This is a genomic window from Streptomyces sp. NPDC051664 (assembly GCF_044453545.1).
Taxonomy (GTDB): domain Bacteria; phylum Actinomycetota; class Actinomycetes; order Streptomycetales; family Streptomycetaceae; genus Streptomyces.
The window spans coordinates 59,522-81,944 of record NZ_JBITCU010000013.1 but is presented as its reverse complement, the minus strand read 5'-3'; the positions used below and the strand labels follow the sequence as shown (position 1 = coordinate 81,944).

The 22,423-nt window shown below is 69.6% G+C and carries 18 protein-coding genes; 6 read left to right on the top strand and 12 right to left on the bottom strand.

Going from position 1 to position 22,423, the window contains the following annotated elements:
• The first annotated feature begins 298 nt into the window (after positions 1-298).
• On the top strand, positions 299-766 hold the full coding sequence (locus ACIA8E_RS24065; protein ID WP_399301378.1) for a DUF5709 domain-containing protein: 468 nt from the start codon (positions 299-301) through the stop codon (positions 764-766).
• 309 nt (positions 767-1,075) lie between these two features.
• On the opposite strand, the gene ACIA8E_RS24060 is transcribed toward ACIA8E_RS24065, so the two are convergent.
• Complete coding sequence (locus ACIA8E_RS24060; RefSeq protein ID WP_399301377.1) at positions 1,076-1,516, bottom strand: GNAT family N-acetyltransferase; 441 nt, start codon at positions 1,514-1,516, stop codon at positions 1,076-1,078.
• Between the two features lie 65 nt (positions 1,517-1,581).
• On the bottom strand, positions 1,582-2,496 hold the full coding sequence (locus ACIA8E_RS24055; protein WP_399301376.1) for an adenosine kinase: 915 nt from the start codon (positions 2,494-2,496) through the stop codon (positions 1,582-1,584).
• Positions 2,497-2,700: 204 nt separating this feature from the next.
• Here ACIA8E_RS24055 and ACIA8E_RS24050 point away from each other — a divergent pair, with 204 nt between their 5' ends.
• Entirely contained in the window at positions 2,701-5,244 is a 2,544-nt protein-coding gene (locus ACIA8E_RS24050) for a polysaccharide lyase family 8 super-sandwich domain-containing protein (RefSeq protein ID WP_399301375.1), read from the top strand.
• 147 nt (positions 5,245-5,391) lie between these two features.
• Here the strand turns inward: ACIA8E_RS24050 and ACIA8E_RS24045 are convergent, their stop codons facing one another.
• Positions 5,392-6,516: a PP2C family protein-serine/threonine phosphatase gene (locus ACIA8E_RS24045; RefSeq protein WP_399301485.1), complete on the bottom strand. Its 1,125-nt coding sequence runs from the start codon at positions 6,514-6,516 to the stop codon at positions 5,392-5,394.
• Positions 6,517-6,761: 245 nt separating this feature from the next.
• Here ACIA8E_RS24045 and ACIA8E_RS24040 point away from each other — a divergent pair, with 245 nt between their 5' ends.
• Positions 6,762-7,301, top strand: a complete 540-nt coding sequence (locus ACIA8E_RS24040; RefSeq protein WP_399301374.1) for a DinB family protein — start codon at positions 6,762-6,764, stop codon at positions 7,299-7,301.
• 118 nt (positions 7,302-7,419) lie between these two features.
• Here ACIA8E_RS24040 and ACIA8E_RS24035 read toward each other — a convergent pair whose 3' ends face one another.
• Together ACIA8E_RS24035 and ACIA8E_RS24030 are read right to left on the bottom strand one after the other, a co-directional pair.
• Positions 7,420-7,896: a (2Fe-2S)-binding protein gene (locus ACIA8E_RS24035; RefSeq protein WP_399301373.1), complete on the bottom strand. Its 477-nt coding sequence runs from the start codon at positions 7,894-7,896 to the stop codon at positions 7,420-7,422.
• 16 nt (positions 7,897-7,912) lie between these two features.
• The gene (locus ACIA8E_RS24030) at positions 7,913-10,264 is read right to left on the bottom strand and encodes a molybdopterin cofactor-binding domain-containing protein (RefSeq protein ID WP_399301372.1); all 2,352 of its coding nucleotides are present in this window, start codon (positions 10,262-10,264) and stop codon (positions 7,913-7,915) included.
• 730 nt (positions 10,265-10,994) lie between these two features.
• Here ACIA8E_RS24030 and ACIA8E_RS24025 point away from each other — a divergent pair.
• A complete protein-coding gene (locus ACIA8E_RS24025; RefSeq protein ID WP_399301371.1) occupies positions 10,995-11,543 on the top strand; it encodes a DoxX family protein in 549 nt (182 codons plus the stop codon).
• Positions 11,544-11,856: 313 nt separating this feature from the next.
• Here ACIA8E_RS24025 and ACIA8E_RS24020 read toward each other — a convergent pair whose 3' ends face one another.
• The 7 genes from ACIA8E_RS24020 to ACIA8E_RS23990 all read right to left on the bottom strand — a co-directional run bounded on the left by ACIA8E_RS24020 (position 11,857) and on the right by ACIA8E_RS23990 (position 18,664).
• Positions 11,857-12,021 (bottom strand): hypothetical protein, encoded by a 165-nt coding sequence (locus ACIA8E_RS24020; protein WP_399301370.1) that lies wholly within the window; start codon positions 12,019-12,021, stop codon positions 11,857-11,859.
• Positions 12,022-12,111: 90 nt separating this feature from the next.
• Positions 12,112-13,539, bottom strand: coding sequence for an arabinose isomerase (locus ACIA8E_RS24015; protein WP_399301369.1), 1,428 nt, complete (start codon positions 13,537-13,539; stop codon positions 12,112-12,114).
• A 23-nt stretch (positions 13,540-13,562) separates the two neighbouring features.
• Positions 13,563-13,892: an L-rhamnose mutarotase gene (locus ACIA8E_RS24010; protein WP_399301368.1), complete on the bottom strand. Its 330-nt coding sequence runs from the start codon at positions 13,890-13,892 to the stop codon at positions 13,563-13,565.
• A 16-nt stretch (positions 13,893-13,908) separates the two neighbouring features.
• Positions 13,909-14,997: a rhamnose ABC transporter substrate-binding protein gene (gene rhaS, locus ACIA8E_RS24005; RefSeq protein WP_376260770.1), complete on the bottom strand. Its 1,089-nt coding sequence runs from the start codon at positions 14,995-14,997 to the stop codon at positions 13,909-13,911.
• Between the two features lie 46 nt (positions 14,998-15,043).
• Positions 15,044-16,030: an ABC transporter permease gene (locus tag ACIA8E_RS24000; RefSeq protein WP_399301367.1), complete on the bottom strand. Its 987-nt coding sequence runs from the start codon at positions 16,028-16,030 to the stop codon at positions 15,044-15,046.
• Entirely contained in the window at positions 16,027-17,103 is a 1,077-nt protein-coding gene (locus ACIA8E_RS23995) for an ABC transporter permease (protein ID WP_399301366.1), read from the bottom strand. The genes ACIA8E_RS24000 and ACIA8E_RS23995 overlap by 4 nt, the downstream gene beginning before the upstream one ends.
• Before the next feature lie 31 nt (positions 17,104-17,134).
• Positions 17,135-18,664: a sugar ABC transporter ATP-binding protein gene (locus ACIA8E_RS23990; RefSeq protein WP_399301365.1), complete on the bottom strand. Its 1,530-nt coding sequence runs from the start codon at positions 18,662-18,664 to the stop codon at positions 17,135-17,137.
• 210 nt (positions 18,665-18,874) lie between these two features.
• Between ACIA8E_RS23990 and rhaI the strand changes: the two genes are divergently transcribed.
• The gene (rhaI, locus tag ACIA8E_RS23985; RefSeq protein WP_399301364.1) at positions 18,875-20,044 is read left to right on the top strand and encodes an L-rhamnose isomerase; all 1,170 of its coding nucleotides are present in this window, start codon (positions 18,875-18,877) and stop codon (positions 20,042-20,044) included.
• A gap of 269 nt (positions 20,045-20,313) precedes the next feature.
• Entirely contained in the window at positions 20,314-22,359 is a 2,046-nt protein-coding gene (locus ACIA8E_RS23980) for a bifunctional aldolase/short-chain dehydrogenase (protein WP_399301363.1), read from the top strand.
• The last annotated feature ends 64 nt before the right edge of the window (positions 22,360-22,423 follow it).

Below are 22,423 nucleotides of genomic sequence, written 5' to 3'. Positions count from 1 at the left end.
GCCATGCGTTGATACGGCCCTGACACGTCGCACACCCGAATTGACGCCGCGCTGACAACGGGGCGGGTGACGAATCAGCCGTCCCGCCGGGTACGTGAACCGACTCGTGCGGCGAACCGGCACGCACCGTGCGGTTCCGCTCACGCCGCGCCACCGGTGAAGGTCCTGGCCTCCGCATCCGCGGCGGGCGCCGGTGCGCTTCCGCTCGTCCCGACGGCCGACACCGCACATGATGAGAACGAGGGCATGACGCGAACGGACGTCGCCCCGACGGTTCACTCCCGACATTGGAGGTGACATGGACATCGACACCACGATGGGCGACGAGGTCTACCAGCCGGACGGCTCGGAGGTGCAGGACGACGCCGGGCTGCTGGACGTGGAGGACACTCTCGACGACCGGGCCGGTGCGGATCCGCTCGATGCAGGCTATTCGCCCCCCGAGCAGCCGTGGGCCGTGGAGCACCACGGTGTCACGGCGTCCGAGCAGCACGAAGGCGAATCGCTCGACGAGCGCCTCAGCGAGGAGGAGCCGGATCTCGTCGTACCCGACGGAGACGAGATCGGCGATGTGTTGGACACCGATGGTGAGGTCCGCGACGAAGAGGTCGGCGGTCTGCGAGCCGGACGGCTCGTGGCACCCGACGAGGGCGCGCACGAGGACGACGAGAAGGACATGATCGCGTTCGACATCGGCATCGACGGCGCAGCAGCCTCGGCCGAGGAAGCGGCCATGCACGTGGTCCCCGCCCCGGAAGGTCCGTAGACCCGCCCCGCACCACCGGCTGCCGCGCTCCGGGATGCGGGGGTCGCACGGATCGTGGCGACGCGACGCCGCATGCGGGCGCCACGCCGACCGAGCCGCGCGCCCGCTCGGTGAGCTTCCGGCGACGTCTTTCGTGCCTGCTCGACGGCGCCGAGCCGAACGACGACGTGGCCGAGTTGCTGAGCAGCGAGCACGGGCGGCTGGTCGAGGTGGATGCCGGCATCGGCCGATGCTCTCGCCAGGGCCGGCACGGAGTCCTCTCCGGTCAGGCAGGGAGCCCTGAGGACCCTCTGCCGGTCGACGCTGGGCTCAGGCCAGCCTCAAGTCGATGAAGCGCACACTGTCACCCGGCAGCAGGTACCTCTCGACCTCGACAAACCCCTGCGCCTGCGCGAACCGCAGCCCGTCCGGGTTGGACTCCAGGACCACCGTCTCGATGACGTCGGCTCCGAGCTTTCGCGCCTGCGCCAGCCCTCGCGCGTAGAGTGCTCGGCCGAACCCTTGCCGCCGGTGTGCCGGGAGCACTCTGGCGATCACCGTGGCCACGGATGCTGCGCTCGTGGGCGGGCGCACGGTCGAGCAGCCGACAAGGACGTCGCCCAGATACGCGACATCCAACCGGTTGCGTTCGACGCGCTCACGTACCTCGTCGATAGACAGGGCGGCCGTGGGGATGATCGTGTTATGGACATGCTGCCAGTCATGAAGCATGGCATCGTCGTCCACCTGCTCGATGCGAAGATCAGTCATCGCAGCAGGAAACCGCGCGCCTGCTGGGCCGTCAACTGCAATAGCCGTCCGGCACGTCATCTTCATCAGGCGGTCGGGCTTCCTTCCGCCACGGCGAGGGTGAGGAGTTCGGCCCGGCTGATGAAGTCGGTCCCCGTCGCCGGCACGGTGCAGGCATGGGCTCCGGCGATCGCGCCGTAGAGGCCGCACCGCTGTGGCGACTCGCCGGACAGCCGGCCGAACAGATAGCCCGCCACGAACGCGTCGCCGGCGCCGTTGGAGTCCACCACCTGCGCGGGCGGTGTGACCGCCGGAATGTGGGTCAGCTCCCTGTCGAACAGTTGATACGCCCCCTCGGCTCCCGCTGTGGCGACGACCGCTCGGGCCCGACCGCGCTCGGCGATCTGCCGCATGATCTTCTCCGGGTCCACCAGTGCGGCGGTCGACAGGAAGACCAGGTCGGCCTCGTAGGCGAATGCCTCGTGGTACGCCTCCGCACCGTCCCAGTTGTGCAGGTCGGTCGAGATGGTCACCCCCGCCTCACGCAGCGTGGGAAGGGCGAACGCGCAGGGATAGGTGATGGAGACGTGGGCGTGGCGGCTGACCGCGGCGAGCGCGCCCACCGTTTCCGGAGGCAGCCGGTCCGCCTCCTGCGAGCGACTGTTGTCGTACAACGACACCCGCCGCCCGTCGGGGCCGACGAGATTCACCGCGCGCTTGGTGCCCGCGGGCAGGGGGACTTCGGTGAGCGCGATGCCCCTGTCGCGGTGCAGCGCGCGGATCAGGTTGCCTGCGTCGTCATCGCCGATCATGTCGATGTGATGTGTGCGCAAGCCCAGAGCGTGTACCCCGAGCGCCACGAAGTCGCCGGTCTGTCCCGCCCGCGTCTCGATGGCAGGCACCATGTAGCTGTCGGCGTACGGAAGAGGCAACTGGGGGACGTACACGATGGTGTCCACGCCGGCACCCCCCAGGACGAGGATGTCGGTCTCGGTACTCAACGGCACTCCTCCGGTTCTTGAACTCCGGGTGCAGCGTATCGGCGGGGAACACCCCACCGAAGGGCAAGACCGCAGCCCGGTCGTTCACTTCGGCTCGGCACTCGTGGACAGCGGTCCCGGCCGGGCCGCGTCCTCTTGTCGCCGCCCAGCCGTTCTGGTTGACTCCGCCCGCCGGGTCGCCGACTCACAGGCGGAGGACGCCACATGGAGATCACCCGCAGACGCCTGCTGGCCGCTCTGTCAGCCGTCGGTCTCCTGACGGTGATCCCCGCACGACCGGCGACCGCCGCCGGTGTCGCCGAGGGCAGCGCACGTCTGATGGCCAACACGGTGTCGGTCTTCGCCGGGACCGCCGAGTCCAACTCCCGTCCCGAGACGGCTGCCAAGCTCGCCGCCGTGGACAACGTGGCCCGGACGAATCTCAGGGCGATGGACTCCGCGGGCCCCGGCGAGCTGTTCGCCGGGCTGGTGCTCGGCAGCAACGAGGCCAACCTCAACAGCGCCTTCCAGCGGCTGTACGAGATCGCTCTCGCCACCTGCACACCCCCGGGCGGCACCCCCTCGGACCTGTACGGGAACACCGTCGCGCGGCGCCGCGTGCTCGACGGCCTCGGCTGGCTGCACGACCACTACTACGGCGACCAGTCCAAGGGCTACTACGGCAACTGGTTCTACTGGGAGATCGGTCTCGCGCAGTACATCAGCAAGACTCTCGTGCTCCTCGCCGACGAAGTGCGCGCCTACCGCCCCGACCTCGCACAGACCTACGTCACCTCCATGGACGCCTACCTCCGCAACGGCGTCGACGGCGACGTGAATCTCGACTCCCGCTTCCACACCGGTGCCAACCTCGCCGACATCACCACCAACCGCATCCTGCAGGGCGCACTCCTCGGCGACGAGGCCCGCATCCGCAAGGCCCTCACCGACCAGCTGACGGTGTTCGCCACCATCGACCCGTACCACCTCGACCACGGTGTCACGGACGGGTACTACGCCGACGGATCCTTCATCCAGCACGCCTCCGTCGCCTACACCGGTTCGTACGGAAAGGGCCTCCTGACCCGCGTGGTACAGACCCTCAAGATCCTCGACGGTACGGGTTTCGCGCACGGCGATGAGCTCGTACCGACGGTGCGGAGCTGGGTGCAGAACGGCTTCGCGCCGTTGATCTTCGAGGGCTGGATGATGGAGATCGTCAAGGGGCGGGCGGTGTCACGGCCCGACAGCGGCTACACCGATGTCGCCGTGGTCGTCGAGGCCGTGGTCGACCTGGCCGCGCTCGCGAGCGGCGCCGACGCCGCCGCTCTCAAGAGCTACGTCAAGCACATCCGGTCGACCTCGCGCGGCACGCTCGATCCGGGGCGTTTCGTCTCCCCGGTCAGTGTCGTGCGTTACGCCGACATCATCGGCGACCCGTCCGTACCTGCCGAGGATCTCAACGCCGCCTCGCGCAGCGTCGCCTTCAACGCGATGGACAGGAATGTGCATCGCAGGCCCGGTTACGCCTTCGCGCTCGCCCGCAGCTCGGACCGGATCAGCAAGTACGAGTACATGAACGGCGAGAACCTCATGCCGTGGTTCCAGGGCGACGGGGCGTACTACCTGTATCTCTCCGGACAGGACCAGTCGCAGGCGTACGGCGTCGACTACTTCACCACGGTCTCGCCGTACGGCCTCGCCGGTGTCACCGCGCCGGTCGAGCAGCGACGGACCGTCCCCGACCTGTACGGGAAGCCGTACTACGACAACCCCGGCCACCCACTGAACTTCACCTCGTCGTCCGAGTCGCAGAACACGTACGTCTACTTCCCCCGCGGCACCGATCAGCGCTCCGGCGGCGCCGTTCTCGGGGCGTACGCCGCGGTCGGCATGGTGCAGTCCAGCGATGTCGCCGACCGCGACAGGCGCCTGCTGCCGGACGATTTCGTCGTCTACCGGAATGCGACTGCGACGAAATCGTGGTTCCTGCTCGACGAGGAGATCGTGGTGCTTGCCGCAGGGGTCGGTGATCCTGCCGGGCGGGCCGTGACCACGACCGTCGACGCCCGCACCGCCTTGCCGGGCGACCAGGTCTCTCTCACCGGGATGCTCCGCGGCGGCCGTCCGTGGAGCGGCGCGGGCACCGGTGACCTGCACTGGCTGCGCTACGCCAACACCACACAGCGCACCGCCGTCGGCTACGTCTTCCTCGACACCCCACAGGTCCGGGTCTCGCTGGACGAGGTCACCCGCAGCCGCCGGGTCGTCCGCACCTCGAACCCGGACACCGTCGTCACCCGCACCGTCCTCGGCGTAACGGTCGACCAGGGACCCGGAGCCGAACCCGCCCGCATCGCCTACGCGTTGGTGCCGAATGCGGGCGGTCCACAGTTGGCGTCGTACCCGAACGGTCCGCTGCAGGTCCTGGCCAACACGCCGCGCCTGCAGGCCGTATCCCACACAGGCCTCGGTCTGAGGGCGGCCAACGCGTTCACGCCCGGCCGGCACGAGGTCGCGGGCCTGCGCATGGACGGCCCGGCGTCGGTGATCGTGCAGCGCCGCGGACACCGGGGCCCGACCACCGTCGCCGTGTCCGACCCGACGATGGGCCGGGACACGGTCGGTGTCCTGATCCGCGGCAGGTCACTGCGGAAGGTGTCGTCGGACGACGGGGTACGCGTGAGCCCGGTCCACGGCGGAACCCGCGTCGACGTCGGCACCCGCCACGCCTACGGCCGCAGCTTCACGGTCACGCTGCAGGACTGAGTCCGTGCCGTGACGGTGCGGTCTGCGGGGCCGTCGTCCTCCTCCGCCGACATCGTCATCCTTTCGATGACGTTTTCCTTGTCATCATCTGGATGACCTGTGAGGACGGGAATCAGCTGAAGCGCATCGGCAGGTACCACTGCCTGATCAGCTGGAGGTGCTTCGCAATGTGTCGGGAAGCCGCTCGATGGCGACCATGGCCGCATCGTCTCCCAGGTGCCCGCCCGCGTGCCGAAGGAGGTCGGCGCGCACGTACTCCAGCAGGGATTCCGCACCGTCCCCGGACCGGGACGCAACCCGCTCGAACAGCGGGTAGAAGCATCCTGACCGGTCACGGGACTCGATGACGCCATCGGTGTACAGGAGCAGGACATCACCGGCGCCGAAGGCGAACGTCTCCGCAGTGAATGCGGGGGCGAGCAACTGCGCGAGCCCGAGAGGCGGAGCGGGCTCGCGCACTTCGAGGGACAGTACCTCGCCGGCATGGAGCAGCAACGGCGGTGGATGACCGCAGCTGACCAGGCGAAGTTCGGAAGCGGCATCCGGGATGTCGAGCACGGCCGCAGTGACGAAGGCTTCGGCACTGTAGTCGTCCTCCCCCTCCATGGTGCAGTTGCGGTCCACGGTGACCCCGTCCTCCAGGTGCCCCACCAGGTCCGGCAGCCGCGCCTCCTTACGCGCCAGAGCCCGGAATGCACCCAGAACGCCGGCCGCTTCACCGATCGCATCGAGTCCCTTGCCGCGAGCATCGCCGACGATCACACGGGTGCCGTCGGCGGTGCGGGCCAGCGCGTAAAGATCACCGCCCAGCTGCGCCTCCGCCTCTGCGGCCAGATAGACCGAGGCGATGCGCAGGGGGCCGACGCGACCGGGCAAGGGCTGCATCAGCACGTGCTGTGCCGTCTCCGCCACCGAGCGGAGCTGCGTCATCTCCTGCTCGTGCTGTTCCCTCAGATGGGCAAACAACGTGACGAAGGCAGAGATCAGGCAGAGGGCAATGATCTGGTAGGTGTGATTGAGGTCGTTGAGACTGGTGCGTGCGATGGCCACCACGGACTGAGCCAGCACGGCAACCACGCCCACGAAAGCGGTCATGCGAGGCCCGGCGAAGGACGAGGTCACAGCGGGTGCTGCCACGAGAAACGGACCCAGGTGAACATCCGGCGGTGCGCTGATGTCCACCACGGTGACGGCGGCGATCAGAGCGAAAGGCATCGCCACGAGTGCCTTCGAGTGCCGCCGGGTCGCGTACAGGAACCGCTGCGAGTTCATAGTTCCGGAATACCCCACGCCGTGTGGGACCGCCCTCCCGGCGCGCGGTTCCGGATACGGCCGCCGCTGCCCGGGGCGCTGCCCGGGGCGCTGCCACAGCTCGTACCTCACACGTGCAACTCCGCCCGTCAGTGGCCCTGAAAAATCCCCGACGGCCGGGTCGCCGATCTGCTTCGCACCTTCCGCCGGCCGACTGCACCCGAGTCCCTGGCCCGGCGCATGCCCCACCGGTAGGCTCACCGCTCATGCCCGACATGGACGAACAGGGTCGCCCGGAACCTCCCCTTGCGGCCGACGAGACCAGCACCCTGCTTGGCTTCCTGGAGTTCCACCGCGCGACCCTGACGTGGAAGTGTGCCGGACTGGACACGGGCGGCCTCGGGGCGACCGTCGGTGCCTCCTCCATGACGCTGGGCGGGATGCTCAAGCACCTGGCCTTCGTCGAGGACTACTGGTGCTCCCGATGGCTGCACGGGCGGGACCCGGAGCCCCCGTGGGACACGGTGGACTGGAAGGCCGACCCCGACTGGGACTGGCACTCAGCTGCCGAGGACACCCCCGAACAGCTTCGTACGCTCTGGCAGGACACCGTGGCCCGCTCCCGCTCCCTGGTCACGCAGGCGCTGGCCGACGACGGCCTGGAGCGACTGGCCCGGCGCACCTGGCCCGACGGTCGCGCACCCAGCCTGCGATGGATCCTGGTGCACCTGGTCGAGGAATACGCGCGCCACAACGGTCATGCCGACCTCCTCCGGGAGTCGTTGGACGGGCGCACCGGGGAGTAGCCGCCGGGGGCAGTGCTCATCCCCGCGGGCCCCGGCGCCACCGAGCGGACAGCGGCCACCCACCGTCGTCCTTCCGGAACTCTGTGCGCCCGCTCCGTCCTCCGCTCCCGCAATCGGTTCAGAACTTCTCCGCGCCTGCCGTGATGGCCTCACGGATGCGGTTGTAGGTGCCGCACCGGCAGATGTTGCGTATCTCGTCGAGGTCGGCCTGGCCGATCTCGCGTCCCTCCTCCCGGGCTTGCCGGACCTTGGCGACGGCGGTCATGATCTGGCCGGGCTGGCAGTAGCCGCACTGCGCCACGTCGTACTCCAGCCATGCCTCCTGCATCGGGTGCAGGTCCCGGCCGACCGTGGCGGGCAGGCCTTCGATCGTGGTCACCTCGTCTGCGGGGCCAAGATCCTTGACCGGGACGCTGCACGGGTTGAACGCCTTGCCGTTGATGTGGCTGGTGCACGCCTGGCAGACGCCGAGCCCGCAGCCGTACTTCGGTCCGGTGACGCCCAGGACGTCGCGAAGCACCCAGAGCAGCCGGACGTCGTCCTCGATGTCCACGATCACCGGTTTGCCGTTGAGGATGAAGGTGTGTTGCGGCACGGGAGCTCCTGGTCTTCTAGAAAGTGCGGTCGAGGCCGTCGGTGGGCGAGGCGGGGATCGGCGGGGTGGTGGGCAGCGGCTCGAAGCCGAGAGGCTCACCGTGGTTGATGGGGAAGCTGGTGGGCATGGTGCCGGTGGCCCGGCCGTAGGCGCAGGCGACGGCCGCCATCGCGCCGGCGACCGCCAGCTCCCCCGCACCACCGGGCTTGCCGGTGGTCGGTGGCATGACGACGATCTCGAGCTCGGGCGGGGTGTTCCACTGCCGGGTGTAGAAGTAGTTGTCCCAGCTCCCCTCGAGGAAATGCCCGTCCTGGAGGTGAAGGCCCGCGGTGAGGGTGATGGCGATGCCGTCGATGATGCCGCCCATCATCTGGGCCTCCAGGCCGCGCGGGTTGACGGCGAGGCCGACGTCGACGGCGCAGACGACCTTGGTGACACGAGGGCCGGTGTAGGCGTCACGGACCTTCCGGCCGGTCGTCTCCGGCCGGCAGTCGATCTCGGCGAGGACAGCGACGAAGCCGTGGTACTCGGGGTGCACCGCGATCCCCTGCCCCGTTCCGGCAGGCATGGACCGGCCCCACCGGCCCACTTCCGCGACCTTGTCGAGGACGGCCCTGGCCCGCTCGTCCTTGAGGAACCGACGCCGGAACGCGTGGGCGTCCTTTCCTGTCCGTTTCGCCAGCTCATCCACGACGAGCTCCTGCGCGCAGCGGACGTTGGGCGAGTAGATGTTCCGCATGGAGCCGGTGTTGAAGCCCTTGTCGGTCTCGGCGAGGAGCTGGGTGGTGACCCCGAAGTGGTACGGACTCTGCTGCGTCAGAGCGAAAATTGTCTCGGAGAACGTCAAGTCACCGACCGGCAGGCGGGCCGCCTCCGAGGTGATGATCTCGCCCAGGCCATGGCCGAAGTCGGTGGCCACGGACGTGTGCCGCTGTTCGTACGTCAGGACCTCGCCGAGCGTGTACGTGGCCCGCACCCGCGAGGTGGACATCGGATGCGTGCGGCCCTGGCGGAAGTCGTCGGTCCGGTGCCACATCAGCCTCACCGGCTTGCCCATGGCCCGGGATATCTCGGCGGCCTCGCGGGCGGCGTCATGGAAGAGCTTGCGACCGAACGAGCCGCCGCCCTCCGTGACATGGACCTTGACGGCGGTGGGCGGCAGACCGAGCTGGAGGGCGATCTCTTCCTGTGCGGCGATCGGTGACTTCAGGCTCGCCCAGATCTCGGCGGAGTCCGCTCGTACGTCTGCGACGGCGCAGTTGGTCTCCAGGGCGCCGTTGCTGGCGAAGTGGAAGGTGAACCGTGCGTCGACGGCCTTGGTGAGGAGGGGCAGCGGCGGTACGACAAGGGGAAGTTCGGCTGCGCGCAGTTTCTTGAGGACGGTCGTGTCCGACGCACCCTCGGCGGTACCGGGTGCCCAGGTGACCTTCAGGACGCGGACCGCGTCGATGCACTGTCCGAACGTGCGGCCGCGGACGGCGACGCCGGTGGAGATCCGCGCGACGTCGGTGATGCCCGGCATGGCCCGGACCTCGTCCAGGTTCTCCACCGAGCGGACCGTGCCGTTGATCGTCGGCGGCCTGCACACCATCGTGGGCAGGGCGCCGGGCACCTGCACGTCCATCGCGAACTTCTTGCGGCCCGTCACCGCCGCCAGGGCGTCGATGCGCCGCTGTGCCGTTCCGATGACCTTGAACTGCGAAGGCTCCTTGAGCGTGACCTCGACCTGGGCGTCCGCGTGGGCGGCCGCCTTCACCGCCAGCTCGCCGTAGGTGATGCTCGCCCCGGCCGGGGAGGTGATGACGCCGGCCTTCGCCGTGAGGGAGCCGATCGCTTCACCCAGCTCCAGAGCCGCGGCCTTCAGCAACTGCCCCCGTGCCACGGCCGCGGCCACCCGGATCGGGGTGAAGGTGGAGATGGTCGTGTTCGAGCCGCCGGTGAGCTGGTTGAACAGCAGCTCCGGCCGGGCGTCGGCCAGCGTCACCGATATCTTCTCCAGCGGGAGGTCCAACTCCTCGGAGATCAGCATCGCGGAGGACGTGGTGATGCCCTGCCCGACTTCCGCCCGCGGCAGGGCGAAGGAGGCCGTGCCGTCGGCACCGATCCGGATCGTGATCAGATTCGACGTGGGCAGTGCGGCGTGGGTCAGCATGTCGTTGAGGTCGTAGACCTCGGACGGCCCCGGCACCGAGGGAACCACGGCGGCGGCCGGCGACGGCGCCAGCACCACCTCGCCCAGCTGGGCGGCGACGGTGAGCGTCGATCCCGCCACGACGTATCCGAGGAACCGCCGTCTGCTCACCCCGGCCGTCCCACGACCGAAGCCATCGCCCGGGTTCTCGTCCCGCATGCGCTTCTCCACATCCATCAACTGTCCTCTCGAGGAGTCGGAGTCGGATTGGGACCGGCGACGGCCGGGCGCGACGGAGCCGGCTTGCGCCTGACCGCCGCCCGGAACCACCTGTCATATCGTCGGAATCACCAGAGTTATACGCGAACTGGAGCCTCGCGCCGGGCGGGGTGAGGAAAACTTCTACCGTATCGGCATGAAGAACGCACCAGTTGCGTCCCGCCTCGCCGAGCTCACCTGCCTCGGTGGCCTGCGGATGCCCCACCGTCTGCGGAGGGCACACGGGCGAGCAGCTGCCGGCCGGGGGGAGACGACCTGATCTCCCCCGGGCGCTGGTGAACGGCTCCGCATCGGCTCACTGGTCGATCCGGTTCGCGACGAGCGTCCGATGTACGTCAGCGGAGAAACCGGGCACGCCGACCACCCCGCGCCGGTCACCACCCGCCCCTGGACCAGGCATCCGAACCGGGTCGGCACAGGAGGCGAAAGGGCGTAATGATGGAAGACAACAAGCCGATGTCACTCAGTTCATGACGACAACGACCGGCGGCCTGACCGGACTGACGCGAGAACGCCGGCGGTGGTCCTGCTGTCTTCCTGCTCCGGTGTCTACCTGCTCCGGCTGTGTCGCGGTCAGCCACGCATGGCAAGCCCTTGAAGGCGCCATGGTGACCAGACAACCGCCCTGCTGTGTCCTCAGTGGTCGGTCGGCACCGCCGCGGGACCTCGGAGCAGAGAAGAGCCCCCGGTGAAGTACATCCCTCAACAACTTCGCGCCTCCCCCGAGCCCGCCTCCGCTTCGGCGCGGCCCGCAGTGTCCGCCGCCGACTGCGGTCTGCTTCTTATCAGGATGACGTTCGGCCTGCTCCTGGCAGGACACGGCGCCCAGAAGCTCTTCGGCCTGTTCGGTGGCGACGGCCTCACCGCCACGGGTGCGTGGTTGGCCGCGATGGGTTACCGCCCAGGGAAGGTCTACGCCGTCATCGGCGGCGGATCCGAGCTCCTGGGGGGCCTCGGACTGGCTCTGGGGCTGTTCACGCCACTGGCAGCTGCCGCTGTGATCGGTGTGATGATCAACGCCGTGGCGACCGTTACGGCGGCACACGGTTTGTGGGACCAGGACGGTGGCATGGAGTACAACCTGTGCATCGCCGTCGTCGCGCTCGGCATTGCGGCCATCGGCCCTGGGCAGCTCGCCCTGGACCGCCCCTTCCGCTGGGGGAAGGGCGGTTGGCGCGAAGCCGCCGTCGCTCTGTGCCTCGGCGGTATAGCGTCCGCGATCGTGCTGAGCCTCTGAGAGGTGGTCCTGTGACTGCCGGACACCGCTCGTGCCGGAGTGCGTCGGCACCCCCGAGTCGATGCAGCAGACCCGCTCTCCACCCGCATCGGTGGCAGACGTCGGCTCGTCGGCGCCCCGCGCGGCGTGCGGATCGCCGGCGAGCAGCTGCCCACTCGCACGTCGCTCTGCGTGGCGGGCCTGCGCCGGTGCGCCACTTCCTGCCCGACATGATCGAACGGGCTCGTCGGCCGCATCGGCCCGGCAAGGTCTTCGACCTCACTCTCCCGCTGGATCAGGTCGCCGAGAGCCACCGACGCCACTCCCTCCGTGATCAATCCGGACGACAGCGCAGCGCACCGGGCGCCTCGAGATACCGGATCGCCGCGTCGACCGTCGCGTCGTCCACCCGTCCGGTGGCCAGGATCGCCTCCCCCGCCCGGCCCCGGCTGCGGGCCGGTGCGGCCGACGACAGCAGGCCGTTCCCCCGGTTGATCACGTGCGAGACCGTGCCGTGCCCGGGACTGCGGCGACCCGCATGACGTCCTTCATGCCCACCAGGAGGCCCGCCGCGGGGCCCACGAAGGTGTCATCGGCCGGTGACTTCCACCAGTTCCAGGCCGACGAGGTCCGCAATGGCCCGGAGTTCGGGCAGTAGCCGGCCGGTCGCCAGCGCCCAGTGGTGGCCGACTCCGCTCGCGCTCCAGGCGTCCGTCCACTCCCCCGGGTCGGTCCCGAAGTCCACCCGCGAGGTGGTGTTGCCGATCTGGAGCAGCGGACCTCCGACGACCTCGCCCTCGGAGGCGATCAGCCGGTAGCGGCCGTCGCGGGACTGGCCGAGCCCGACGAGGGTGACCGGGCCGTGCTTGACGTCGAACTCGACCGAGACGCCCCAGCCGCGCTTGCCGTGGTAGACGCCCAGACCCCGCAGCAGCGGCTTCCGCTCGCTGATGGCGAGGTGTCCCGGGCCGTCATGGCCCATCTCCACCACACCGTCACGGAAGTTGAGCGCCTGCAGCTCGGTGAACGAACCGCCCGCCCCCAGCCGGTCCGCGACCAGCATGGCGAGCGAGGTGCGCAGTTCGTACTCGCCGCACGTGGGCACGCCGCGCGCGGTCAGCAGGGACGAACCGAGGATCATGCCCGCACCCAGCCGCTCGTGGATCTCGCCGTCGAGACCGCGGTGGTAGTACGCCAGGGAGTCCAGGTCGAAGTCCTCGACGAGCCGGTCGAGTCCGACGGACACCCGCGCGGCCCAGACCAGGTCGCCCTGGACAACGGATTCGGCCAGCTCGAACACCTCGCCGACCTCGGCGAGTTTGGCCTCGACCGCCTCGTCCCCGGCCTTCTCGACCCGCACCCGCAGGTCGTCGAACTCCAGGACCTCGACATGGCCACCCAGGTTGCCGGGGACCATGGTCAGGTCGGTGGACACGTCGTACATGCCCGGGTAGAGGTGACCCATCAGCCCGTGCCGTCCGTGCCGCAGCACCGACCGTACGCCCGCGGCCCGGATCCACCGGCCGATGCGCTGCCAGGCGCGCTCGTCCTCCAGGTGCCCCGAGACGGAACGGAAGTGAACTCCCGCGCGCTCGAAGGCGCCGGCCATTTCGGGGAGCGGGCAGGCTCCGCAGTAGGCGAGCCAGGAGCCCGTGTCGAAGGACGCGTGGTCCATGGCCTCCGTGGGCTGGAGGTTGATGAGGAGTACGGGGGCGCCGCTGCGCTGGGCAATGGGCACCAGCATGGTGGCGGTCATATACGTGGTGAGAAAGCCGACGATCAGGTCGCAGCCCTCGGCCCTGAGCTTCTCGGCCGCGGCGGCGCCCTCCTGGGCGTCGGAGATGAAGCCCACGTCCACCACGTCCGCTTCGAACTCCCGCATCCGCTCGGTGACGCGGTCGGCGGAGCGCCGCAGCTGCGGGAGGAGGTCCGGGAACTGGGGCCAGTAGGCGCCGAGTCCGCCCGCGACGAGCCCGATCTTCGGCCTGCGTGCGGTGGCGGGAGTCCTTGCGGTCATGGGCGATCCCCTCCTGTGCCGGGTCATTGCGGTCGATCGAGGTGGAAGACTTCGGTGAGCGGCTTCATCGCCTCGTCCGGCTTGGCGCCGTCCAGGGCTTCGAAGTAGCCCGCCATGTCGGCCTGCCAGCGGGTGTTGACCTCCGTGGCGGCCATGGCGGCCTGCCCAGCCGCGAAGTCCTCGGTCTCCAGGTAGCCGACGAGCAGGCCGTCCTCCCGGAGAAAGAGCGAGTAGTTGTGCCAGCCGGCGGCGGAGAGCGCCGCGAGCATCTCGGGCCATACGGCCGCGTGACGCTCGCGGTACTCCTCAAGCCGCTCCTGCCGGACCTTCAGCAGAAAACAGACGCGCTGCATCGGACGAACCCGGAACTCAGAAGTCGAAGTCGTCGATGTTGTTCTTGTCGAAGACGGTCGGCGGGCCGAGGATGACCTCGCCGTCCTTGCCGATGGTGTACTCGCCGAGGTCACCGGCCTTGAACTTCTCACCCTCCGCACCGGTGATCTGGCCCGAGGCGAGAGCGGCGGCCGCGTACGAGCCGAGGTAGCCGAGCTTCTTGGGGTCCCACAGGGAGAACTGCTCGACCGTGCCGTCCTTGACGTACTTGCGCATCTGGTTCGGCGTGCCCAGACCGTTGATGACGACCTTTCCCTTGTAGCTGGAGTCGCTGATGTAGCGGGAGGCGGCGGCGATGCCGACCGTGGTGGGTGAGATGATGCCCTTCAGCTTCGGGTAGGCCTTGAGCAGGCCCTGGGTCTCCTGGAAGGACTTCTGGTCGTCGTCGTCCCCGTAGGCGACCTTGACCAGCTTCAGGTCCTTGTACTCGGGCTTCTTCAGCTCGTCCTTCATGAACCCGATCCAGGTGTTCTGGTTCGTCGCGTTCTGGGTGGCCGAGAGGATCGCGATCTCGCCCTTGTAGTCGAGCTGCTTGGCGAGGTGCTGGACCTGGCTGCGGCCGATCTCCTCGGAACTGGCCTGGTTGATGAACAGCTGGCGGCAGTCCTTGGCGGTGTCGGAGTCGTAGGCGACGACCTTGATGTCCTGCTTCATGGCCTGCTTGAGCGGGCCGCACACCGCGTTGGGGTCGTTCGCGGCGATCAGGATCGCGTCCTGGCGCTGCTGGATGAGGGTGTTGATGTACGAGACCTGGGAGGAGGCCTTGGCGTCGGAGGGTCCGACCTCCTTGCCCGAGCCGCCGAACTCCTTGACCGCGCCGATCCCCGCGTCGTCGACGATCTTCTCGTACGGGTTGTTGATCTGCTTCGGCAGAAAGGCGATCTTGAGGCCCTTCTTCAGCGGCGCATTCGGATCGGCCTTGGCGCTGCTCGCCGCTTCCTTGGCGTCGTTCTTGGTGTCGTTCTTCGTGGTGCCCGAGCAGCCGGCCAGCGTGACGGCGAGGACGCAGGCCGCCGCTGTGGCGGTGAGGGTGGCACGGCGGCGCGTGCGGGAGTGCGCAGACATGATGACGTCCCTTTCGGAGAGCGGGAGTTGAGGAAAGGAAGGGGAGCTAGGCGGAGGCGGTCGCGGCGCGCCGGTGACGGCGTTCGGAGACGGCGGCGACGACCCGCGGGGTGAGGACGGAGGCCACGAGCAGCAGGCCGGTGACGATCACCTGGATCTCGTTGGACACGTCGTTGAGGGTGAGGAGGTTGTTCAGCAGACCGATCAGCAGCACACCGGCGACCGCGCCGCCGAGGGTGCCCCGCCCGCCGTCGAAGTCGACTCCGCCGAGCAGCACCGAGGCGATGACCACCAGTTCGAGTCCGACCCCGTTGTCGGCGCGGGCGCTGCCGTACCGCAGGGTGAAGACGATCCCGGCGAAGGAGGCCACGAAGCCCGCGAGGACGAACAGCACCAGTTTGATGCGCTTGACCCGGATGCCCGCGAAGTAGGCCGCGTCCTCCTGCGCGCCGATCGCGTACAGCGACCTCCCGAAGGCCGTGCAGTGCAGGACGACGGCGGTGACGACGGCGAGGACGCCGAACAGGGCGACGGGGTACGGGATGAAGGTGCCCGGCACGGTCTGGGTGTAGGTGGCCCACTGGGAGTACGTCTCGGGGAAGTCGGCGACCGCCTTGTCCCCGAGAACGACGGAGGCCAGGCCCCGGTAGAGAGTGAGCGTGCCGATGGTGACGGCGAGCGAGGGCAGTCCGACGCGGGTGACGAGCCACCCGTTGAGGAGGCCGCCGAGCGCGCCGACGAGCAGGCACAGGGGCACGATCGTCTCGAAGGCCCAGCCGGCCTCCCACAGCGAGCCGGCGAGCGCGCTGGAGAGTCCGAGCATGGAGGCCACGGAGAGGTCGACCTGCCCCGCGACGACCAACAGGGTCATCGGCAGGGCGATGAGAGCGATTTCGGCGGTGTCGTCGAGGGCGGCGGAGAGGTTGGCGGTGTCCGCGAAGCCCTCCGTCGTACCGGATCCGGCGAGGAAGACGGCGATCAGGAGCACGCCGACGACGGTGTCCCAGCGCAGGTATTTGACAAGGGTGTTCATCGTCGGCTCCTCTTCCTCAGCGCGCTGGTGGTGCGCAGGTTCACGATGCGGTCGGTGGTGATGGCCGCGAGCAGCAGCACACCGGTGATGGCCTGCTGCCAGAAGGAGTCCACCTTCAGGACGACGAGGGCGCTGCCCATCGTGGTGAGCAGCAGCGCGCCGAGCGCCGCGCCCCAGACCGTGCCGACGCCGCCGGTGATGGCGACGCCGCCGACGACGACCGAGCTGACGACGGTCAGCTCCCAGCCGTTCGCGGCGTCGGCGACGACCGTGCCGAAGCGGGCGAGCCACAGCGCCCCGGCAAGGCCGGCGACGGCGCCGGAGAAGGCGTACGCCGCGAGCACGCGGCGGCGGATGGGGATACCGGCCAGGCGGGCGGCCTCGGGGTTGGACCCGATCGCGTACAGCTCCCGGCCGCTGCGGTAGGCACGCAGGTAGTAGGCGATACCGACCAGCACCGCGGCGGAGATCAGCGGCAGATACGGGATGCCGATGACACTGCCGCTGCCGAGGCCGAGCACGTCGTCGGGGACGTCGGCGGCGTTGATCTGCTCGCCGTGCGCCCAGGCGTGGTCGATGCCCTGGATGACGTACAGCATGCCGAGGGTGACGACCAGCGCGGGCACCCGGCCGAAGCTCACCAGCAGGCCGCTGACCAGGCCGCACAGGACGCCGAGCCCGATGCCGAGCAGGACGACGGCCAGCGCGCTGTGGTGCGTGCCCGAGACGAAGCTGCCGCAGGCGAAGGCGGTGAGCCCGACGACGGAACCGACGGACAGATCGATGTTGCGGGTGATGACGACGACGGACTGGCCGACGGCGAGCAGCACGAGGATCGAGGAGTTGAGGAGCAGATCCTTGATTCCCTGGTCGTCCAGGAAGGACGGGTTGGATATCCAGGTGCCGAGGATCAGCACCACGAGCGCGCCGCCGATGCTCAACTCACGGGCACGGAAGACCAGATCCATGAGCGAGCGCGCGGATCGCCGGTCCGCCTCCGGCGCGGCCGGCGGAGATTCGAGGGTGGCCGTCACGCCGCTGCCCTTCCGTGTGTGTCGTGCGAGCCGCCACATCCGCGGCGGCCGCTGAGACCTGGCTCGACTGTCATGCCGCCTTCTCCTTGCCGGTGAGGCGACCTGTGGCCGCGGCCATGACCGTCTCCTCGGTGGCCTCTTCGCGGGGGATCTCCGCCACCAGTCGGCCCTCGTGCATGACCAGCACGCGGTCGGCCATGCCGAGCACCTCGGGCAGGTCGGAGGAGACCATCAGCACGGCGAGCCCTTCGGCGGCGAGCGAGGACAGCAGCCGGTGGACCTCGGCCTTGGTGCCGACGTCGATGCCGCGTGTGGGCTCGTCGACGATGAGCACGGACGGGTCGGTGGCCAGCCACTTGGCGAGCACGACCTTCTGCTGGTTGCCGCCGGAGAGCACCCCGACCGTGTCGGAGAGTTTGTTGTACTTGAGCTGGAGCTTCACCGCCCAGTCGGCAGCCCGCCCGCGCTCCAGGGTGCGGCGCACCATCCCGCCGCTGCCCAGGCTGCCGAGCCCGGTGAGGCCGATGTTGCGCTCGATGGACATCTCCATGACGAGCCCGCGCTGGCGCCGGTCCTCCGGTACGAGCGCAACTCCGGCGTCCATGGCGGCAGTCGGCGAACCGGCGCGCAGCGGCGCGCCGTTCACGTGCACCTCGCCCGCGTCCGCCTTGTCCACGCCGAAGACGGCCTGGACGACCTCGGATCGGCCGGCGCCGACCAGCCCGGCGAGCGCCACGATCTCGCCGCGCCGCACCTCGAACGACACGTCCCGGAAGACGCCTTCGCGGGTGAGCCGCCGCACCGACAGCGCGGTCTCGCCGACGGTCGTGGCCTGCTTGGGGTAGAGCTCGTCGAGGTCGCGGCCGACCATGCGGCGTACGAGGTCGTCCTCGGTGAGGCCGTCCAGGGGCTCGGAGGCGACCCAGCGGCCGTCGCGCAGCGTCGTCACGCGCTGGCAGAGCCCGAATATCTCCTCGAGCCGGTGCGAGATGAACAGGACGGCGGCGCCGGAGGCGCGCAGCGTCCTGACGACCGAGAAGAGGCGGGCGGTCTCGCTGCCGGTGAGGGCGGCGGTGGGCTCGTCCATGATCAGGACGCGGGCGTCGAAGGAGAGCGCCTTGGCGATCTCGACGATCTGCTGGTCGGCGATGGACAGTCCACGGGCGAGCCGTTCGGGGTCGAGGTCGACGCCGAGCCGGGTCATCAGGGCGGCGGTCGCCTCGCGCACGGCCCGGCGGTCGATCCGGCCGAGCGAGGCGCGCGGCTGACGGCCCATGAAGATGTTCTCGGCGATCGACAGGTCGGGGAAGAGCGTGGGCTCCTGATAGATGACGGCGATGCCGGCGTTGCGGGCGTCGGCCGGGCCGTTGAAGACGACCGGCTTCCCGTCGAGCAGCACCTGGCCGGAGTCCGGCCGGTGCACCCCGGCCAGCGCCTTGATGAGCGTGGACTTGCCCGCGCCGTTCTCCCCCGCGAGCGCGTGGACCTCGCCCGGCAGCAGTTGCAGGGAGACGTCCTGCAGCGCCCGTACGGCACCGAAGGACTTGGACACGTCCGTCAGGGCCAGGACGGGGGCCGGGCCCGTGTCGGGCTGGTTCATGGATGCTCCGTGGAAGTACGCCCCGAAGGCGCCGTGAAAGGTTTCAACTAAGTTTCACGGAAGCTAGACGCGCAACACCCGCGTAGTCAATGGGTCAACCCGTGAAATCTCTGAACCGACTCAATCCCTTGACATGCCCGCCGGGTGGTCATAACTTCACCTTCGATGAAACGATTCATCCATCTGCTCGGCCCCCGGGAGCGCTGATCCATGACTGCCGTATCCGCCGTGAAGGCGGCCCTCAAGACCCAGGCCATCGAGACGCCGTCATGGGCGTACGGCAATTCCGGCACGCGCTTCAAGGTGTTCGCGCAGCCCGGAGTGCCGCGCACCCCGCGGGAGAAGCTGGACGACGCGGCGCGCGTCCACCAGCACACCGGCGTCGCCCCGACCGTCGCCCTGCACATCCCGTGGGACAAGGTCGAGGGCTCCGATGGTTACGCGGACCTCGCCACGTACGCGCAGGAGCTCGGACTCCGGCTCGGCGCGATCAACTCCAACGTCTTCCAGGACGACGACTACAAGCTGGGCTCGGTCACCAACCCCGACCCGGGCGTCCGCCGCAAGGCCCTCGGGCACCTGCTGGAGTGCGTCGACATCATGGATGCGACCGGCTCGCGCGACCTCAAGCTGTGGTTCTCCGACGGCACCAACTACCCCGGCCAGGACGACATCCGGGACCGTCAGGACCGGCTGGCCGAGGCCCTGGCCGCGGTGCACGAGCGACTGGGCGAGAACCAGCGGATGCTGCTGGAGTACAAGTTCTTCGAGCCCGCCTTCTACGCGACCGACGTCCCCGACTGGGGCACCGCGTACGCGCACTGCCTGAAGCTGGGCCCCAAGGCGCAGGTCGTGGTGGACACCGGCCACCACGCGCCCGGCACCAACATCGAGTTCATCGTCGCTCTGCTGCTGCGCGAGGGGAGGCTCGGCGCGTTCGACTTCAACTCCCGGTTCTACGCGGACGACGACCTGATGGTCGGCGCGGCCGATCCCTTCCAGCTGTTCCGCATCATGTACGAGGTGATCCGCGGCGGCGGCTTCACACCCGACGTGGCCTTCATGCTCGACCAGTGCCACAACATCGAGGCGAAGATCCCGGCCATCATCCGCTCCGTGATGAACGTCCAGGAGGCGACGGCGAAGGCGCTGCTCGTGGACGGCGAGGCGCTCGGCGCTGCGCAGCGCTCCGGGGACGTGCTGGCCGCGAACGCCGTCCTGATGGACGCGTACAACACGGATGTACGGCCGCTGCTGGCCGAGGTGCGCGAGGAGCTTGGCCTCGACCCGGACCCGATCGCGGCGTACCGCCGTTCCGGCTGGGCGGAGAAGACCGTCGCCGAGCGAATCGGCGGCACGCAGGCGGGCTGGGGGGCGTAAGGCCTCCCGCGGGAATGCGGAGGGGCGCGGCGGGCGCGGCCACCACGGTGGAGTGGGGTGTGGAGTACGACGCCCGGAGCCGGTTCGGCACCGCCGCGCCGCAGCACACCGGTCACCCGTTGTCGCGTCGGGAAGCAGGCGCCGCCGCGGCGGAACCACGACAGATCTCCCGCCGCGACGGCGGGCGTCCCGCGCGGCGCAGCCCGGCGACGCGAACCCGCCGCACCCCGTCGGCAGGAAGCCATGACGAAACTCGAAGGAAGCAAGTGATGACAGACGCACCTCACGAGCGCGTGGCGGAGCTGCTCGCTCGATCCCACCGGCTGGGCGCGGACGCCCGTAACACCAACTACGCGGGCGGCAACACCTCCGCGAAGGGCACCGCCACCGATCCCGTGACCGGCGGCGACATCGAGCTGATGTGGGTCAAGGGTTCGGGTGGCGACCTGGGTACGCTCAAGGCCGACGGGCTCGCCGCGCTGCGGCTGGACCGGCTGCGCGCGCTGACCGGGGTGTACCCGGGCGTGGACCGCGAGGACGAGATGGTCGCGGCCTTCGACTACTGCCTGCATGGCAAGGGGGGCGCCGCGCCGTCCATCGACACCGCGATGCACGGCCTCGTCGAGGCCGCCCACGTCGACCATCTCCACCCCGACTCCGGCATCGCGCTCGCCTGCGCAGCCGACGGCGAGGCGCTGACCAAGGAGTGTTTCGGCAACCAGGTCGTGTGGGTGCCGTGGCGCCGCCCCGGCTTCCAGCTCGGCCTGGACATCGCGGCCGTCAAGGCTGCCCGCCCCGAGGCCATCGGCTGCGTTCTCGGCGGACACGGCATCACCGCCTGGGGCGCGTCCTCCGAGGAGTGCGAGCGCAACTCCCTGCACATCATCCGCGCAGCGGAGGCGTTCCTCGCCGAGCGTGGCAAGGCGGAACCGTTCGGGCAGGTACTCGACGGGTACGGGGCACCGGCCGAGGACGAGCGCCGGGCCCGCGCCGCCGCGCTCGCCTCCGTCATCCGTGGTCTGGCCTCCACCGACCGCCCCCAGGTGGGCCACTTCACCGACTCCGATGTCGTACTGGACTTCCTGGCGCGCGCCGAGCACCCGCGGCTCGCCGCGCTCGGCACCTCCTGCCCCGACCACTTCCTGCGGACGAAGGTCCGTCCACTGGTCCTCGACCTGCCGGCCGGCGTGCCGCTGGAGGAGGCGGTCGCACGGCTGAAGGAGCTGCACGCCGCCTATCGCGAGGACTACCGCGCGTACTACGAGCGGCACGCCGACGCCGACTCCCCCGCCATGCGCGGCGCGGACCCGGCCATCATCCTCGTCCCGGGCGTCGGCATGTTCAGTTTCGGCAAGGACAAGCAGACCGCGCGCGTGGCCGGCGAGTTCTATGTGAACGCGATCAACGTGATGCGCGGGGCCGAGGCGGTCTCCTCGTACGCGCCCATCGAGGAGTCCGAGAAGTTCCGCATCGAGTACTGGGAGCTGGAGGAGGCCAAGCTCCGCCGGACGCCGCCGCCCAAGCCCCTGGCGACCCGGGTCGCGCTGGTGACGGGGGCCGGGTCCGGCATCGGCAAGGCCATTGCGCACCGGCTGGCCGCCGAGGGCGCGTGCGTGGTGGTCGCCGACGTCGACGCGGACAGCGCCACTGCGGTGGCCGATGAGCTGGGCGGCCCCGACAAGGCGGTCGCGGTGACCGTGGACGTCACCTCCGAGGAGCAGATCGCCGCCGCCTTCGCCGCCGCGTCGCTCGCCTTCGGCGGCGTCGACCTGGTGGTCAACAACGCGGGGATCTCCATCTCCAAGCCGCTGCTGGAGACCACGGCGAAGGACTGGGACCTCCAGCACGACATCATGGCCCGCGGGTCCTTCCTCGTCTCCCGCGAGGCGGCGCGGGTGATGACCGCGCAGGGCATCGGCGGCGACATCGTCTACATCGCCTCCAAGAACGGCGTGTTCGCAGGCCCGAACAACATCGCGTACGGAGCCACCAAGGCCGACCAGGCTCACCAGGTCCGGCTGCTGGCGGCCGAGCTGGGTGAGCACGGCATCCGGGTCAATGGCATCAACCCTGATGGGGTGGTGCGCGGTTCCGGCATCTTCGCCGGCGGCTGGGGGGCGAAGCGGGCGGCCGTGTACGGCGTGGAGGAGGAGAAGCTGGGCGAGTTCTACGCCCAGCGGACCCTGCTGAAGAGGGAGGTGCTCCCGGTGCATGTCGCCAACGCGGTGTTCGCCCTGACCGGCGGGGACTTGAGTCATACGACGGGGCTCCATGTGCCGGTCGACGCGGGGGTCGCGGCGGCGTTCCTGCGGTAGCGCTCGCGCGAGCGGCACGGTGCGGGGCGGGCGCACTGCCGCCCTGCCGCCCCGCACCGCCGCA

Coding starts and splice junctions, on each gene's coding strand:
- ACIA8E_RS24065 (WP_399301378.1), top strand. CDS start 299: ATGGACATCGACACCACGATGGGCGACGAGGTCTACCAGCCGGACGGC.
- ACIA8E_RS24060 (WP_399301377.1), bottom strand. CDS start 1,516: ATGACTGATCTTCGCATCGAGCAGGTGGACGACGATGCCATGCTTCAT.
- ACIA8E_RS24050 (WP_399301375.1), top strand. CDS start 2,701: ATGGAGATCACCCGCAGACGCCTGCTGGCCGCTCTGTCAGCCGTCGGT.
- ACIA8E_RS24045 (WP_399301485.1), bottom strand. CDS start 6,516: ATGAACTCGCAGCGGTTCCTGTACGCGACCCGGCGGCACTCGAAGGCA.
- ACIA8E_RS24040 (WP_399301374.1), top strand. CDS start 6,762: ATGCCCGACATGGACGAACAGGGTCGCCCGGAACCTCCCCTTGCGGCC.
- ACIA8E_RS24030 (WP_399301372.1), bottom strand. CDS start 10,264: ATGGATGTGGAGAAGCGCATGCGGGACGAGAACCCGGGCGATGGCTTC.
- ACIA8E_RS24015 (WP_399301369.1), bottom strand. CDS start 13,539: ATGACCGCAAGGACTCCCGCCACCGCACGCAGGCCGAAGATCGGGCTC.
- ACIA8E_RS24010 (WP_399301368.1), bottom strand. CDS start 13,892: ATGCAGCGCGTCTGTTTTCTGCTGAAGGTCCGGCAGGAGCGGCTTGAG.
- rhaS (WP_376260770.1), bottom strand. CDS start 14,997: ATGTCTGCGCACTCCCGCACGCGCCGCCGTGCCACCCTCACCGCCACA.
- ACIA8E_RS24000 (WP_399301367.1), bottom strand. CDS start 16,030: ATGAACACCCTTGTCAAATACCTGCGCTGGGACACCGTCGTCGGCGTG.
- ACIA8E_RS23995 (WP_399301366.1), bottom strand. CDS start 17,103: ATGTGGCGGCTCGCACGACACACACGGAAGGGCAGCGGCGTGACGGCC.
- ACIA8E_RS23990 (WP_399301365.1), bottom strand. CDS start 18,664: ATGAACCAGCCCGACACGGGCCCGGCCCCCGTCCTGGCCCTGACGGAC.
- rhaI (WP_399301364.1), top strand. CDS start 18,875: ATGACTGCCGTATCCGCCGTGAAGGCGGCCCTCAAGACCCAGGCCATC.
- ACIA8E_RS23980 (WP_399301363.1), top strand. CDS start 20,314: ATGACAGACGCACCTCACGAGCGCGTGGCGGAGCTGCTCGCTCGATCC.